11 protein-coding genes are annotated in these 15,048 nt (G+C 44.5%); 2 read left to right on the top strand and 9 right to left on the bottom strand.

The genetic code is table 11. The features are described from left to right. Nucleotides 1-62: 62 nt before the first annotated feature. The 8 genes from SSIN_RS08460 to SSIN_RS08430 form a co-directional block, all read right to left on the bottom strand. Nucleotides 63-1,820, bottom strand: coding sequence for an ABC transporter ATP-binding protein (locus tag SSIN_RS08460; RefSeq protein ID WP_037617898.1), 1,758 nt, complete (start codon nucleotides 1,818-1,820; stop codon nucleotides 63-65). Next, nucleotides 1,810-3,576 (bottom strand): ABC transporter ATP-binding protein, encoded by a 1,767-nt coding sequence (locus SSIN_RS08455; RefSeq protein WP_037617896.1) that lies wholly within the window; start codon nucleotides 3,574-3,576, stop codon nucleotides 1,810-1,812. Before SSIN_RS08455 ends, SSIN_RS08460 begins: the two co-directional genes overlap by 11 nt. Next, a complete protein-coding gene (locus tag SSIN_RS08450; RefSeq protein ID WP_037617894.1) occupies nucleotides 3,569-4,027 on the bottom strand; it encodes a MarR family winged helix-turn-helix transcriptional regulator in 459 nt (152 codons plus the stop codon). Before SSIN_RS08450 ends, SSIN_RS08455 begins: the two co-directional genes overlap by 8 nt. 241 nt (nucleotides 4,028-4,268) lie before the next feature. Then, a complete protein-coding gene (locus SSIN_RS10985; RefSeq protein ID WP_244880088.1) occupies nucleotides 4,269-4,607 on the bottom strand; it encodes a hypothetical protein in 339 nt (112 codons plus the stop codon). Nucleotides 4,608-4,652: 45 nt separating this feature from the next. Then, a complete protein-coding gene (locus SSIN_RS10980; protein WP_244880087.1) occupies nucleotides 4,653-4,838 on the bottom strand; it encodes a hypothetical protein in 186 nt (61 codons plus the stop codon). A gap of 29 nt (nucleotides 4,839-4,867) precedes the next feature. Then, a complete protein-coding gene (locus SSIN_RS08440) occupies nucleotides 4,868-5,278 on the bottom strand; it encodes a peptide deformylase (RefSeq protein ID WP_037617892.1) in 411 nt (136 codons plus the stop codon). A gap of 49 nt (nucleotides 5,279-5,327) precedes the next feature. Next, nucleotides 5,328-6,227: a fructokinase ScrK gene (gene scrK / locus SSIN_RS08435; RefSeq protein ID WP_037617890.1), complete on the bottom strand. Its 900-nt coding sequence runs from the start codon at nucleotides 6,225-6,227 to the stop codon at nucleotides 5,328-5,330. Between the two features lie 159 nt (nucleotides 6,228-6,386). Further along, a complete protein-coding gene (locus SSIN_RS08430; RefSeq protein ID WP_037617888.1) occupies nucleotides 6,387-8,273 on the bottom strand; it encodes a sucrose-specific PTS transporter subunit IIBC in 1,887 nt (628 codons plus the stop codon). Between the two features lie 194 nt (nucleotides 8,274-8,467). Here SSIN_RS08430 and SSIN_RS08425 point away from each other — a divergent pair, with 194 nt between their 5' ends. Next, nucleotides 8,468-9,922, top strand: coding sequence for a sucrose-6-phosphate hydrolase (locus SSIN_RS08425; protein ID WP_037617886.1), 1,455 nt, complete (start codon nucleotides 8,468-8,470; stop codon nucleotides 9,920-9,922). After that, entirely contained in the window at nucleotides 9,903-10,868 is a 966-nt protein-coding gene (locus SSIN_RS08420) for a LacI family DNA-binding transcriptional regulator (protein WP_037617884.1), read from the top strand. Before SSIN_RS08425 ends, SSIN_RS08420 begins: the two co-directional genes overlap by 20 nt. A gap of 143 nt (nucleotides 10,869-11,011) precedes the next feature. Here the strand turns inward: SSIN_RS08420 and SSIN_RS08415 are convergent, their stop codons facing one another. After that, nucleotides 11,012-14,785 (bottom strand): pullulanase, encoded by a 3,774-nt coding sequence (locus SSIN_RS08415; RefSeq protein ID WP_037617883.1) that lies wholly within the window; start codon nucleotides 14,783-14,785, stop codon nucleotides 11,012-11,014. Nucleotides 14,786-15,048: the final 263 nt, after the last annotated feature.

The following is a 15,048-nucleotide window of genomic DNA, read 5'->3' as shown; positions in this document are numbered from 1 at the left end:
AGTTACAGAAAAAGCACAGCCTAAGCCGTGCCATTCTATAGTAGACTATTTCATTGCTAAATTTAAGCTACTTCGCCTTCCTCAAACTGACTGTTGTAAAGGTCTGCATAGAAGCCATGCTGCTCCATGAGTTCATCATGATTGCCCTGCTCGATGATATTTCCATCGCGCATAACCAAGATGAGGTCTGCATTGCGGATAGTGGATAGGCGGTGGGCGATGACAAAGGAAGTCCGTCCTTCCATGAGTTTGTCCATAGCCTTTTGGATCAGCTCCTCCGTCCGCGTATCCACAGATGAAGTTGCCTCATCCAATATCAAGAGCGGTGCGTCTTTCAGTAGAGCACGAGCGATTGTCAGCAACTGCTTCTGACCGACAGACAGACTGACCGTATCATCCAGCACCGTGTCATAACCCTTTGGCAAGGTTTGAATAAAGTGATGAACTCCGACTGCTTTGGCTGCTGCAATGACCGCTTCATCCGTGACATGCTCCTGATTATAAATCAAGTTCTCTCGGATAGTCCCCTCAAAGAGCCAGGTATCCTGCAAGACCATTGAAAAGGCATCGTGAACCTCGGAACGTTTCATATTCTTAATATCTATTCCATCAATGGTGATGCGTCCTTTGTCAATTTCATAGAACTTCATGAGCAGATTAACGATGGTCGTCTTACCAGCACCAGTCGGTCCGACAATAGCAATCTTCTGTCCAGCCTTGGCCTGAGCTGAGAAATCATGAATAATGGTCTGGTCTGGCTTGTAGCCAAAGAAGACCTCTTCAAAAGCCACGTCTCCCTTAACCGTCTCCAGCTGGCGCTCCTTATGGTCATCAGCTTCCATTTCTGCCTCATCCAGGAACTCAAAGACCCGTCCCATAGCTGCACCAGCCTGTTGCAAGACAGTGATTCCTTGGGCAATCTGTGACAGAGGCTGAGAGAAAGTCCGCACATAGACCATGAAGGCTACGATAACCCCGATACTGATGGAACCATCAATTGCCAGAGCCGCACCGACCAAAATAACCAGCACATAGGCAAAGTTTCCTGTGAAAATCATGAGCGGCATCATGATTCCTGAGATAAATTGAGATTTCCAAATACTATTATAGAGATTGTGATTAAGGACCGCAAAGCGCTCCTTTGACTGCTCGATAGCATTGTAGCTAATAACGACATTATGACCGGAGTACATCTCTTCTACATAGCCGTTAACAGCGGCTAGATTGTTTTGCTGGGCAGTGAAATACCCTTGAGACTTGCCCATAATCAGACCAACAAAGACAAAGCCCAACAGACTAGCAATGATCGTTACCAAGGCCAAGATCCAGTTCATGAAGAACATGGTCAAGACCACAGCCACTAAGAGCAGGCTAGAAGAAATAACACTTCCTAAACTCTGGTTAAGAGACTGGCCGACCGTATCCACATCATTGGTCACGCGCGACAGAGTATCCCCCTGCGAATGACCGTCAAAATAGCCCAGCGGCAGTTTATTAATCTTCTCCGCAATGGCCGTCCGCAGTCGCTTGGAGAAATGCTGAATCACCGAACTAATGATAAAGGACTGCCCATAGTTTAGCAAAGCTCCAGCTGCATAGAGTACCGTCAGCAGAAGGGCAATCTCTGACACAGCTTTTAAATCAATGCTGCTGCCCAGACCCTCTGAGATAAGATTGGTAATTTCCTTTAGTTTATTTGGTCCATAAACCGTAATAATGTTTGACAAGACAGCTCCCACAAATGCCAAAGCAAGAGGAAGCTGGAAGCCTTTGAGATAAGGCTGCATCTGGCTAAATAATGAAGACTTCTTATTTTCCATTTTCTAATTCCTCCTTGGATAGTTGTGAGTAGGCAATTTCTTGATAGACCGCGTTATTTGCCAAAAGCTCTCGGTGGGTACCTTGACCAACCACCTTACCAGCATCCAAGACCAAGATTTGATCCGCATCCATGATGGTAGAGATTCGCTGTGCCACGATTAGCTTGGTCATATCCTGCGTCCGCTCGGCCAGTTCCTTGCGCAAAATGCGGTCTGTCTTATAGTCTAGGGCTGAGAAGGAATCGTCAAAGATAAGGATTTCTGGCTTACGAGCCAAAGCTCTGGCAATGGCCAACCGCTGACGCTGACCACCAGAGAAGTTAGTTCCGCTTTGAGCCACCTCTGACTTCAGCCCTTTTTCCTTCTCTTGGACAAATGGCTTGGCCTGAGCTAGGTCAAGAGCCTCCCACATGGCCTGAGCATCCAGTGGACTTTCCTGGCTTTGACCGAAGTCTAGATTGCTCTCAATATCGCCAGAGAAAAGCACCGCCTTCTGCGGGATATAGCCGACCTTATTGTGCAGATCTTCCAGCTGGTGATCCTGAACATTGACACCATCTACCAGAATCTCTCCTTCTGTCACATCATAGAAACGAGGAATGAGATTGACCAGCGTAGATTTTCCTGAACCAGTCGAGCCGATAAAGGCTACGGTGTCACCAGCCTGCGCTGTAAAGCTAACATGCTCAATGACCGCTTCTGAATTCTTGGAATAGCGGAAGGACACATCTCGAAAGACCACTTCTCCCTTGCTATCCGCTGCTGCCTTAGGCTGTTCCGGACTTACGATAGATGACTGCAGACCCAGCACTTCATTAATCCGGCCAGCGGATACAATGGTCCGAGGCAAGACGATGAAGAGGGCCCCCATGAGCAAGAATCCAATCACAATCTGCATAGCATAGGACATAAAGACGACCATATCACTGAAGAGTGGGAGACGCTCCTGCAGCCCAGCCTCCTGAATCAAATAAGCACCAATCCAGTAAATCGCCAGAGTCAAACCACTGGAAATCCCCATCATGACTGGATTCATAATAGCCATCAACCGACTGATAAAGAGATTCAGTCGGGTTACTTGATCGTTAGCTGCCGCAAACTTCTCATCTTGATAATCTTCAGCATTGTAGGCCCGGACTACGCGAATTCCCGTCAAACTCTCTCTAGTGATACTGTTTAGCTTATCGACTAAACGCTGTGCAACCGACTGCTTGGGAAAGGCAAGTGTCATCAAGACTGCTGTCATCAGGATATTGACTATAACGGCAATGAGAACCGCCATCAGCCAACTCTCTGACTTGCCGATAATCTTAGTCATAGCCCAAATCGCCATAATCGGTCCCCTGGTCACCACCTGCAGCCCCATGGTAATTAAGGTCTGTATCTGGGTAATGTCATTCGTCGTCCGAGTCAGCAGACTAGGGATTGAAAATTTCTTAATCTCCGTCTGTGAATAATCCAGCACACGGTTGAAAATATCGCTCCGCAGACTCTGCGTAAAACTGGCAGCTAGACGAGCTGCAAAAAATCCAACTACAGTAGCAGACAAAAAGCTGGCAAAGGACAAGCCAACCATTTTCAGCCCAGGTTCCCACAAATCCGCTAAAGCCGTTCCCTGCGTCTGCAGCAGCTCCGTAATCGCCGAAATATAGGTCGGAACCTCTAATTCTAGATATACTGTCAGGCAAGTGAAGAGTACACTGAGTAGAATCATGCCCACTTCCCTTGCCGTCAGCCGTTTAAATAACTTAAACATCTTTTCCTCCATTTTCTAGACTTTCGATATTTTGATAAAATTTAGTCAGCACTTGAGAAAAAATCAGTAATTCCTGCTCAGAAATCCCCTCCAAAAGACGACGGTCCATTTCATCAAAAAAGTCACGAATTTTCCTCATGTTCTCCTGAGACTGCGGAGTGAGACGGATATATTTAGCCCGCTTGTCTGTCTTGCTCATTTCCAACTGGATAAAGCCATTCTTCTCCATCCTTTTCATTAGGTTGCTGGCCACCGACTTGGAAATATCCAACTCCTGCTCAATATCCTTGATAAGAGTGTCCTTCCCCTCTTCCGTACGACAGGCAACAATACGCAAAACTTGCCCCTGTGGCCCAGCCATGAACTCAATACCTTGGTCTTTGGCAAGCTTTTCCACCATCAGCTGCATTCGCCGGCCAAAGTGTTTCATTTCTAATAACGGCTTTTCCATTCAAACTTCCTTTCTATATTAGTTCTCGAGAGAACTAATTGGTTTTCATGAGAACTATTTTATCACAAAAAAGATAGATGTCAAGAAAAAAAGTTTCTATGAGAACTATTTTTTGACGAAAAATAAACTGGAACCAAGAGTCCCAGTTCTACCAATCGAAAGTTTTTTAATCTTAATATTTTTAACCTAAAATAAGAGGGGCAAATCCTTACTCTAGAATAATCTCCCTCGTCATTCATTTCTATGGAAAGAGCCACTTGATATGAGGAGCAAGTTGAGAAATTTCTTGATGAAGTTCATTGAAGCTAGTATTTTTCACATCATCCAAGTCTAAAGAGACAGCGCTCTCCTCTTGATTTTTAGGATAGAAATATAAAATTCGACTGGTCGGTTCTGAAGATGTCATGCTAGATCGATAGATATCGTATTCAATTTGCTCAATCTCCTGCCACAAAAAGTACTTCTCTCTTTTAGCAGATAAGCCTCTCAGCCTTATTCCCACCTCATCCATCTCTAAAATCGGTGGTTTATGATTCGAAATATAGCCTAGAACTATCATAAAAATAGCGGCTGTTCCCATCCCCCAATAGAGCGGATTGAAGATATTGTTACTTTCTTCAGTAGTCTACCTGCTTCTTTGGTCTTCCTTGCTGATAGAAGTCCTATGAACCAGTTGATTGCTACTATTTTGACTTGTTGACTCAAGGGAGGCCTTATCCATAGATTCAAAAGCCATGATAAAAAAGATAGCAAAGAGTAAGAAAAAGCCTATGGCATAAAATTTTGCTCCATCGCGCTTGTATACTTTCATTCTATTCCCATCCTTTCCAGATACATTTCCTATATGAGGATACCTTCCAAATGGTCCAATTCATGCTGGCAGATTTGCGCTGAAAAATCCTCTAAAGTGATGATCTTCTTTAGCCAATTCTGATCCAGATATTCAATCGTTATTTTTTGGTAACGAGTCGTTTGCCGACTTCCAGGCAGTGACAGACAGCCTTCTTCCACCTGATAAGGCCCTGATTTCTGGATGAGAATAGGATTAAACATGACCATGGACAGCATGCCATACATAAAAATAATCACTCGCTTTTGAACACCGATCATGTTGGCCGCAAGTCCGACGCAAGACTCTCTATGAGCCAGCAAGGTGTCCTGCAAATCCTGAGCTAAAAAGAGGTCGTCTTTCGTTGCAGGAGCTGATTTTTGCTGTAAAAAGAAAATATCCTTGACAATCGCTTTTTGCATATTTCACCTCAGATAGAAGAGGCCTGACATTTCAGACCTCTTGTTTTACCTATTTTGCGTGGCGTTCGCTGACTTCTTTTGCTAGGACAAAATTCCCCAATGTAGCAGAGCCATTTCCCGCTACAGCCGGTGTGACAAGGTAATCCCGCACATCTGGAACAGGGAGATAGTCATTCAGGAGAACTGTAAATTTCTCACGAACGCGGTCTAGCATATGTTGCTGCGCCATAACACCACCACCAAAGACAATGACATCTGGACGGAACGTCACCGTCGCTTGAATAGCTGCCTGCGCAATATAATAGGCTTGAATATCCCAGACAGAGTTATTGAGCTCAATATTTTCACCCCGTACACCTGTCCGCGCCTCTAAGCTAGGGCCAGCCGCCAAACCTTCTAAACAGCCATTGTGGAAAGGACAAACGCCATTAAAGCCTTTTTCTTCATCCATCGGGTGCTTGGCTACATAATAGTGTCCCATCTCAGGGTGACCCGTTCCGCCGACAAATTCACCACGCTGAATGGCGCCAGCGCCAATTCCTGTTCCGATCGTATAATAAACCAGATTTTCAATGCGGCCGCCAGCATTGTTGCGGGCTACAACTTCACCATAAGCAGAACTATTGACATCAGTCGTAAAGTAAATTGGTACATTCAAAGCACGACGAAGTGCTCCCACGATATCCACATTAGCCCAATGTGGCTTTGGAGTAGTCGTGATATAGCCATAGGTTCCAGAATTAGGGTCAATATCAATAGGACCAAAAGAACCGACTGCCAGACCCACTAGATTGTCAAAACGAGAGAAAAAGGCAATCGTTTTATCCAGTGTCTCAATCGGCGTGGTTGTAGGAAACTGTGTTTTTTCTACAACATTGAAATTTTCATCGCCCACAGCACAAACAAATTTCGTCCCGCCAGCTTCTAAACTTCCGTACAATTTTGTCATTTCAACACCTCTTGTATTGTTTATACTTTATTATAGCATATTTCCAGATTGAAAATTGCTCTATATTTTAGATTTTCCTCTGTAAATCTTAGCACTCAAGAAAAAACGAACAAACATGACATTTGTTCGTTTTCTTTTACTGATTTTCGATGAGTAATACTAGGCTTTCACTTCAATAATTGCATCGCCTTTAGCCACTGCTCCTGCCGCAACTGGGGTCACAGAAGCGTAATCAGCTGTATTGGTCACGATGACCATAGTTGTGTCATCCAGACCAGCTGCTGCGATTTTAGCTGAATCAAAAGTTCCAAGAACATCGCCAGCTTTAACTGTAGAACCTTGAGACACTTTTTGATCAAAGCCTTCGCCATTCATAGACACTGTGTCAATTCCGACGTGGATAAGGATTTCAGCGCCATTAGCAGTCTTCAAACCATAGGCATGACCGGTGGCAAAAGCGATCGTCACTTCTGCATCAGCTGGGGCATAAACAACACCTTCAGTTGGCTTGATCGCAATCCCTTGTCCCATCGCACCACTTGCAAAGACAGGGTCATTGACATCAGCCAAAGCCACAGCCTGACCAACAACTGGAGAAATGATTGTTTCATCTTGAAGAGCTGCTGGGACATTGCCAGTTGTTTCTTCTTCAACTAATTTTTCAGTTTCAGCTTTTTCAGTTACAGTTTCTTCATCTTCGTAACCAAACATATAAGTAAGAGCAAAACCAAGGGCAAATGATACAGCGACCATCAGGATGTATTGAACAAGTTGTCCATTACCGATGTAAAGCATTGTACCTGGGATAATGGTGATACCATTACCAGTACCAGCAAGTCCAAGGATCGAAGCCAATCCACCACCGATGGCACCAGCAATCAATGAAAGGAAGAATGGTTTGCGGTAACGCAAGTTAACCCCGAAGATAGCAGGCTCAGTAATACCAAGGAAGGCAGAAAGAGCAGCTGGGAAAGCAAGAGTTTTCAATTTAGGATTTTTAGTTTTGACACCAACGGCTACAGTCGCAGCACCTTGAGCTGTCATAGCTGCTGTGATGATAGCGTTGAATGGGTTGGCATGGTCAGCAGCAAGCAATTGCACTTCAAGCAAGTTGAAGATGTGGTGAACACCTGATACGACGATCAATTGGTGAACTCCCCCGATAAGTAAACCACCTAGACCGAATGGCAAGCCAAGGATAGCTTTTGTACCAATAAGGATATAGTTTTCAACGACGTGGAAGACTGGTCCGATGACAAAAAGTCCAAGAATAGACATCACTAAAAGGGTTACAAATGGTGTGACCAAAAGATCCAAGACATCTGGAACAACCTTACGGACAGCTTTTTCAAACTTAGCTCCGACAACCCCGATAATGAAGGCCGGCAGAACAGAACCTTGCAATCCGACAACTGGAATGAAACCGAAGAACTGCATTGCAGTCACTTCACCACCAGAAGCAACAGCCCAAGCATTTGGAAGTGAACCTGAAACGAGCATCATACCAAGAACGATACCAACTGCTGGATTTCCACCGAATACGCGGAAAGTTGACCAAACTACCAGACCTGGTAGAATAATGAAGGCTGTATCAGTCAAGATTTGAGTATAGGTGGTTACATCTTCTGGAAGTGTCATACCAAGCGCAGTTAACAGTCCACGAACCCCCATGAAGAGACCAGTCGCTACGATAACTGGAATGATGGGTACGAAGACATCACCAAAGGTACGGATAGCGCGTTGGAACCAATTCCCTTGCTTGGCAGCTTCAGCTTTCATTTCAGCTTTTGATGACGTTGGCAAGCCAAGCGCTACAACTTCTTCATAAATTTTGTTAACCGTACCAGTACCAAAAATGATTTGGTATTGACCTGAGTTAAAGAAGGCTCCCTGAACTTTTTCCAGATTCTCGACTGTATCCTTGTCGATCTTCTCTTCATCTTTTACCATGACACGCAAACGAGTCGCACAGTGGGCTACACTGTTGACATTCTCACGTCCGCCCAAGGCTTCGATGACTTTTTTTGCAATTTCAGTATTATTCATTTGCAAACATCTCCTTATAAAATATTGTAAAACTTTTTGAAAGCGATTTTACCGCCTTTACAAATATTATTTTATCACAACTCTAAAATATGTCAAGCGTTTTACAGAAATTTATTTTTTTTAATGTTAAAGGTTGATTTTTGAGCGGAAAACGTTTACTATAGAAGTAAGAAAAATAATTGGAGGACAAAAGATTGGCTTGGACTACTGAAAAACGCTACAGACGTTACGAAGATTGGACTGCAGAAGAACTGCAACAGATTAATGACAATATCGCTAAATCTCCTTGGCGGGCCACCTATCATGTGGAACCCAAAACTGGGCTTCTAAATGATCCAAATGGCTTTTCATATTTTGACGGCAAGTGGATTGTCTTCTACCAAAACTTTCCCTTTGGAGCAGCCCACGGTCTAAAATGCTGGGTACAGCTTGAAAGTGATGATTTAGTGCATTTCACAGAAACTGGTGTGCGAGTGCTGCCAGATACGAAACTGGATAGCCACGGTGCCTACTCTGGCTCTGCTATGCAGTTTGATGACAAGCTTTTCCTTTTTTATACTGGAAATGTCCGCGACGAAAACTGGGTGCGCCACCCTTACCAAATCGGAGCATTGCTGGATAAAGAAGGGAAAATTGAGAAGATCGATAAGGTCTTGATTGAGCAACCGGCAGAAGCAACCGACCACTTCCGCGATCCACAGATTTTTAATTATAAGGGACAATTCTATGCCATTGTCGGCGGACAAAATCTGGATAAGCAAGGCTATGTCAAGCTCTACAAGGCTGTGGACAATGACTACACCAACTGGGAAACCCTTGGTGACTTGGACTTTGATAATGACAAGACAGCCTACATGATGGAGTGCCCTAATCTGATCTTCATTAATGATCAGCCTGTCCTGCTCTATTGCCCGCAAGGCCTGTCCAAGGACGTTCTGGACTATGATAACATTTATCCAAACATGTATAAAATAGGTCAATCGTTTGACACAAAACAAGCAAAAATGCTCAATCCAAGCCCGATTCAGAATCTGGATTATGGCTTTGAGTGCTACGCGACTCAGGCTTTCAATGCTCCTGACGGCCGAGCTTTTGCTGTCAGCTGGCTAGGTCTGCCAGATGTGGAATACCCGTCTGACCGCTTTGACCATCAGGGAACCTTTTCACTAGTGAAAGAATTAACTCTGAAAGATGGCAAGCTCTATCAATACCCAGTCGCAGCCATCAAGGATTTACGAGCGGATGCTCAGCCTTTCACTGCGCTGGATAAGAGCAAGAATAGCTACGAGCTAGAGCTGAATCTCGCAGCAGACACCGAACATGAAATCGTCCTTTTTGCAGATAAGGACGGCAAGGGGTTAACCATCAACTTCGATCTTAAGGCTGGGCAAGTGACCGTCGACCGCAGTCAGGCAGGGGAACAATATGCCCTAGACTTTGGAAGCAGCCGCAGCACCAGCCTTGACACCAAAGATACAACTGTCAATATCTTTATCGACAAATCCATCTTTGAAATTTTTATCAATAAAGGAGAGAAAGTATTTTCCGGTCGCGTCTTCCCAGGTGAAGACCAGACAGGCATTGCCATCACCAAGGGCAATCCAACCGGTACTTACTATGAATTAGATTATGGTCGCAAAACTAACTGATGTAGCAAAACTGGCAGGGGTCAGTCCCACAACCGTTTCCCGCGTTATCAATAGAAAAGGTTACTTATCCAGCAAAACCATCTCTCGGGTCGAGGAGGCCATGCGGGAGTTGGCCTACAAGCCTAACAATCTGGCGCGCAGTCTTCAGGGCAAGTCCGCCAAGTTAATCGGACTTATTTTCCCGAATATTAGTCACATTTTCTATGCTGAGCTGATTGACAAGCTGGAACACGAGCTTTTTAAGCAGGGGTATAAAACCATTATCTGCAACAGTGAGCACGATTCTGACAAGGAGCGCGAGTACATTGAGATGTTAGAGGCCAATCAGGTGGACGGCATTATTTCCGGCAGCCACAACCTAGGAATCGAAGATTACAATCGCGTAACAGCCCCCATCATCTCCTTTGACCGCAACCTTTCACCCGATATTCCAGTGGTGTCCTCGGACAATTACGCTGGTGGGGTACTAGCTGCTCAGACTCTGGTCAAAGCAGGCGCTCAGAATATTATCATGATTACTGGCAATGATAACTCCAACTCACCAACAGGCCTGCGCCATGCTGGCTTTGCCTCTGTCCTGCCAGATGCTGCTATCATCAATGTTTCCAGTGACTTCTCACCCGTCCGCAAAGAAATGGAAATCAAGCACATTCTGACCCACAACAAGCCGGATGCAATCTTTGCTTCAGATGATTTGACAGCCATTTTGGTGATGAAAGTCGCTCAGGAACTGAACATACAGATTCCTGAAGATTTAAAAATCATCGGCTACGACGGAACCTATTTTGTCGAAAATTATTATCCTCAACTGGCTACGATTAAACAGCCCTTGAAGGATATTGCCAAACTCTCGGTAGATTTACTGCTGAAAAAAATTAACAATCAGGAAGTACCCTCAACTGGCTACTTCCTGCCAATCAGCCTGCTTCCGGGCAAAAGCGTGTAAACTTTATATAGCGACGCAAGCCCGTATTACTGAAAAAAGACGACTTCCAAAATAGAAGTCGTCTTTCTTTATCTATCGTTCCTTCGAAACAGTGATTTCTCACAAAGCTACACAAGGAAGCATTGTACTGCAGAGTCGAATGGTTACTGTCTCTTTCTAAAAGTTAGTAGGCCGGCTAAGAATATCAGGAAGCCACCTAGAACTGCCAATAGAGAAGCTCTTGTACCAGTTTTTGGCAAAGTATCTTCGGCCTGACCGGTCGCTTCTTTTACCTCTGAGACCCCTGAAGCAAGAGGTTTTTGTGCGTTTGCTGATAAAGCTTGCGTGCTATTTTTAGCTGAAGCAGCAGACTGTTCTTGTTGAATGTCTTTAGCGGTGTCTTGAGGTTTTTCTTCTTGAGCTGGATTCGCCTTTTTAATCCGCAAAATTGTCGCTGTCAGCGGAGCTAGAGTCAAACCATTACTGTTTCTAGTGACACCAGCTGGATTCGAAATAGCTGTGACTCCTGCGGTATTGCCATCAGCCACAACCTCTGCGCCTGCTAGATGTTTGTAGGCTTCACCAAAGTTGAAGTTTCGCTCCTTTTTATCCGCATTGACAAAGACTGCATAAATATCTCCATTCGAAGCAACTACTTGGTAGCCAAGGACAAGATCTTCTTTCTCAATGCCATCCTTGCCAGGCTGGGTAATGAGAGTCACATTTTGATCCACTTCTGCTTTGGAGCCGCGGGTAAAGGCATCCGTTGATTTGCGCAGGGCAATCAAGCCTTTCATATAGGCACGGCTCTTGGCATTTTCAGGGAACTTCTCCGCATCAGTCGCCTTGATCCAGTCAAAATGATTGACCGCATCGCTCGAATCATAAGAATCATGAATGAAATACGGGTATTCAAACGGCGTGCCGTCCTCATTGGTCAACAAATGCGCTTTGTTTGGAACCTTGTCTTCGGAGACAGGATATTTATAGGCAGGATCGCGGAATTGCTTGGTCCGGCCGTACTCTTGACCAGAGTGGATAAATGGTGTCCCTTGCGAAGTCAGCATCATCAGATTTCCTAGGCGCAGACGGCGATGAATCTCTTGATTATTAGCAGCGACTGCCGGATCTTTCTTGATTGACTGGGCAATGATATCAAAGAGGGTCAGATTATCATGGGCCGCAATGTATTGGATCACATCCCCTGGGCTATCTGCCTCGAAATTGGTTGGCTGCGCCTTGATGTTTTTGAAGACATTTTCCACATTGCGTTTGCCGCCAGTGATAAAGGCTGGCGTTCCTTCATTAGGGTAACCAGATTTCAAGGTGTTGCGAATATCATCTGAGAAGACAGCCACCGTGTCTGTTGACTTCATCCAAGATTGGTCAGCAGGCTGGACAGCTTTATTTTCATCACCTGCATAAGTCTTCCACCCCTCACCCAGCATAATGAGATTTGGATTGAGCTTTTTAGCTTCTTCAAAGGCCTTTTGGATGGACTCTGCATCATGGTCTCCCATCATATCAAAGCGGAAACCATCTACCTTATACTGCTCTGTCAGATACTTGATCGAATCCACCAAGATCCGTCTGCTCATATAGTGAGTAGTCCCCAAGCGGCCGCCACCAAAGCTAGTTCTCGGCGTCCCATCCGCATCCATAAAGTGGTAGTAATTTGGCTCTAAATCTTCAAAGATAGATGTCTTAGCCGTATGATTATAGACCACGTCCATGATAACGCCCATGCCACGCTTATGAATTTCGTTGACAAGATTTTTGAATTCCTCAATGCGCTTGGCTGGATCTGTCGGCGCGCTGGAGTACATGCCCGTCAGTGAGAAGTAGTTTTGCGGGTCATAACCCCAGTTGTAGTTGCTGTTGCTGGAAGCGTACTTGTCCATGCGCTCAGCATTTTTCAGCTCATTTACAAAGTAGTAACTCAGAACTGGCAAGAGCTGAACGTGGGTCACTCCCAAGTCTTTCAAATAATCCAATTTCTCAATGAAAGCTGAGAAGGTTCCAAATTGAGATTTCAAATCCTTTGAAATAGCTGGATCTGAAGTGAAATCACGAACATGGGCCTCATAAATCAAGGCATCTTCCCGCTTCTTAAAGTTCGGAATATTGGCATAGGTCAGGTCTTTTGGTCCATATTCACTTGGATCTACAAAGGCCGCCTTGGCAATCTTGTAGGCATCTCCCTTGTCCGCATCTTCACTGTTCCAAGCGGCTAAAGACTTGGCATAGGGATCCAGCACAAGAACTTTTTTGCCGCCGCGAGTAATTTCATAATGATAGAAGTACCCACGATAGTCAGAAATTCCTAGACCGCTCTCAGGCGTCAGGCTGCTGGTCCATGTGCCAGATTCTCCTTTCTGCATAGCCAGGCGACCAAGGACCTTATTCTGATTTTCTTTGTCATAGACTACCAAATCAACTTGGTCCGCACTTGGTGACCAGAAGGTTAGGTCCACTTGTTTGCCCGCTTGAGAAACACGCGCTCCCAATTCGCCATCATACTTGTAAATACTGTCCTTCAGTTGCCAATTCATGCTGGTTTTGAATTGGTCGTTGCCATATTTGATGAGATAAGGTGACTGAGCTTGGTTAAAATCACCAATCAATTTGGCACTTTTATTCTTAGGATTCAGAGCCACATCTTTAACAGCGACTTCGCCGCCATCCTTGTTGGTAATTTTCAGGTTTTTCAGAATATCTTCTTTTTTAGCATTTTCTAAGGTAGAGAAGGTCGCCTCAATCTCTGTCAAGCTAACATGCTGGGCTCCTGTCATGCGGATATCATTGACAAAGTAAGGGTTGGTATAAACCGTTGGATCCGCATCACGCAAGAAAATCTGGCTGGTCTTACCCAAATTTGCAAAATTATAATCCTGATTTTGAATCTTTACATCGTCGCCGGACTTGCTTTCATCTAAGAGCAGGAAACCAATCATCTTTGCAGCTTCTTTCAGGGGAACATCTACATAGCGACCGTATTTCCCAGTCTTTTCAAAGTCTACGCCATCTGGCCAATTTTGACCTGGATGTTGCACATCTCCCCAGAGCCAGAGGGATTTCTTATCATACTGACCATCTGTACGATAGTAGTTGATCCGAAGCATTCCTTCTTTCAAAGGCTCGGAGGTATGAGGATTATAATCTTTGTCAAACCAAACCTCATTCATCTGAGGGCTCAGCAGCTCAACTGTCTTATCACCTGTAATATTTTGGCCTGCCGTATTATTGATTAAAAGACTAATCTTGCTTCGTTTCTCAGCCATCTTGACATCAAGGTAATAACCGTAATCATCTTTTTTGGCTGTTGCAAAGCTGGTCGCTCCAGTCGGCCAACCTCCCTTTTGACTAGAAGGTGTTTCGACATCATCCCAGGTCCATAAGCCTAAACTATCTAGATTCTGCGATGGTAAGGTTTTGAAATGGAAACGAATATGACCTTCTTCAATAGCAGCTTTTGCAGAAGCTTCCGAAGCAAGTGGCTGACTAACAGCCTCTTGTTTGTCTTTTTCACTAGACACTGCAGCTTCCGTTGCTTCCTGCCCAGCTGCTTCTGGAGCTGCACTAGCTCCTTTCGACTCCTGTACCTCTGTATTTTCAGGAGATTGACTTGGCACCGCCTCTGCTAAAGCAGCTTGCCCTAAGCTTCCCTGTTCTGAACTTTCTTTTTTAGCTGAACTATCCACTTCCTCGGCTTTTGCTTCACCTGCTGGCTTAGGCAAAACTTCCGAATTAGCAGCTGATACTGCTTCCGTTGCAGGGCTAGTCGTAGCCTTTGTTTCATCCGCTTTGGCTAACTGGGCACCTCCAAAAAGGAAGCTAGATGCAATTACGACAGATGCTACTCCGACTTTTAAGCGACGAATCCCAAAATAATGACGCTTTTCACTCGTCCGAGACTGTAGACGATAGTTTCTTTTCATAAATAAAAAAACTCCTTTATTTTTTCCTATAGAAAATACGTATGCAAACGTTTTCTGTATTTATTATACAGATTATCTATTAAAATGTAAAGGTTTTCAGACATCATTTTTTATTCCAAAACTTTATGTATGATTTTAGATCCCTTTCAAAGGATAAGCAAGTATCATTTGAAGTTTTAACTCTTGAATCTACAATATAAGTGCACAATAAAAACTCATAAGATTTTCTAGTAAAATAGAATTGAGCCAACTAGTTACGAAAG

The organism is Streptococcus sinensis (assembly GCF_000767835.1).
Lineage (GTDB): Bacteria > Bacillota > Bacilli > Lactobacillales > Streptococcaceae > Streptococcus > Streptococcus sinensis.
The sequence above is the reverse complement of the archived record's forward strand: the minus strand, read 5'-3'. Positions and strand labels throughout refer to the sequence as shown.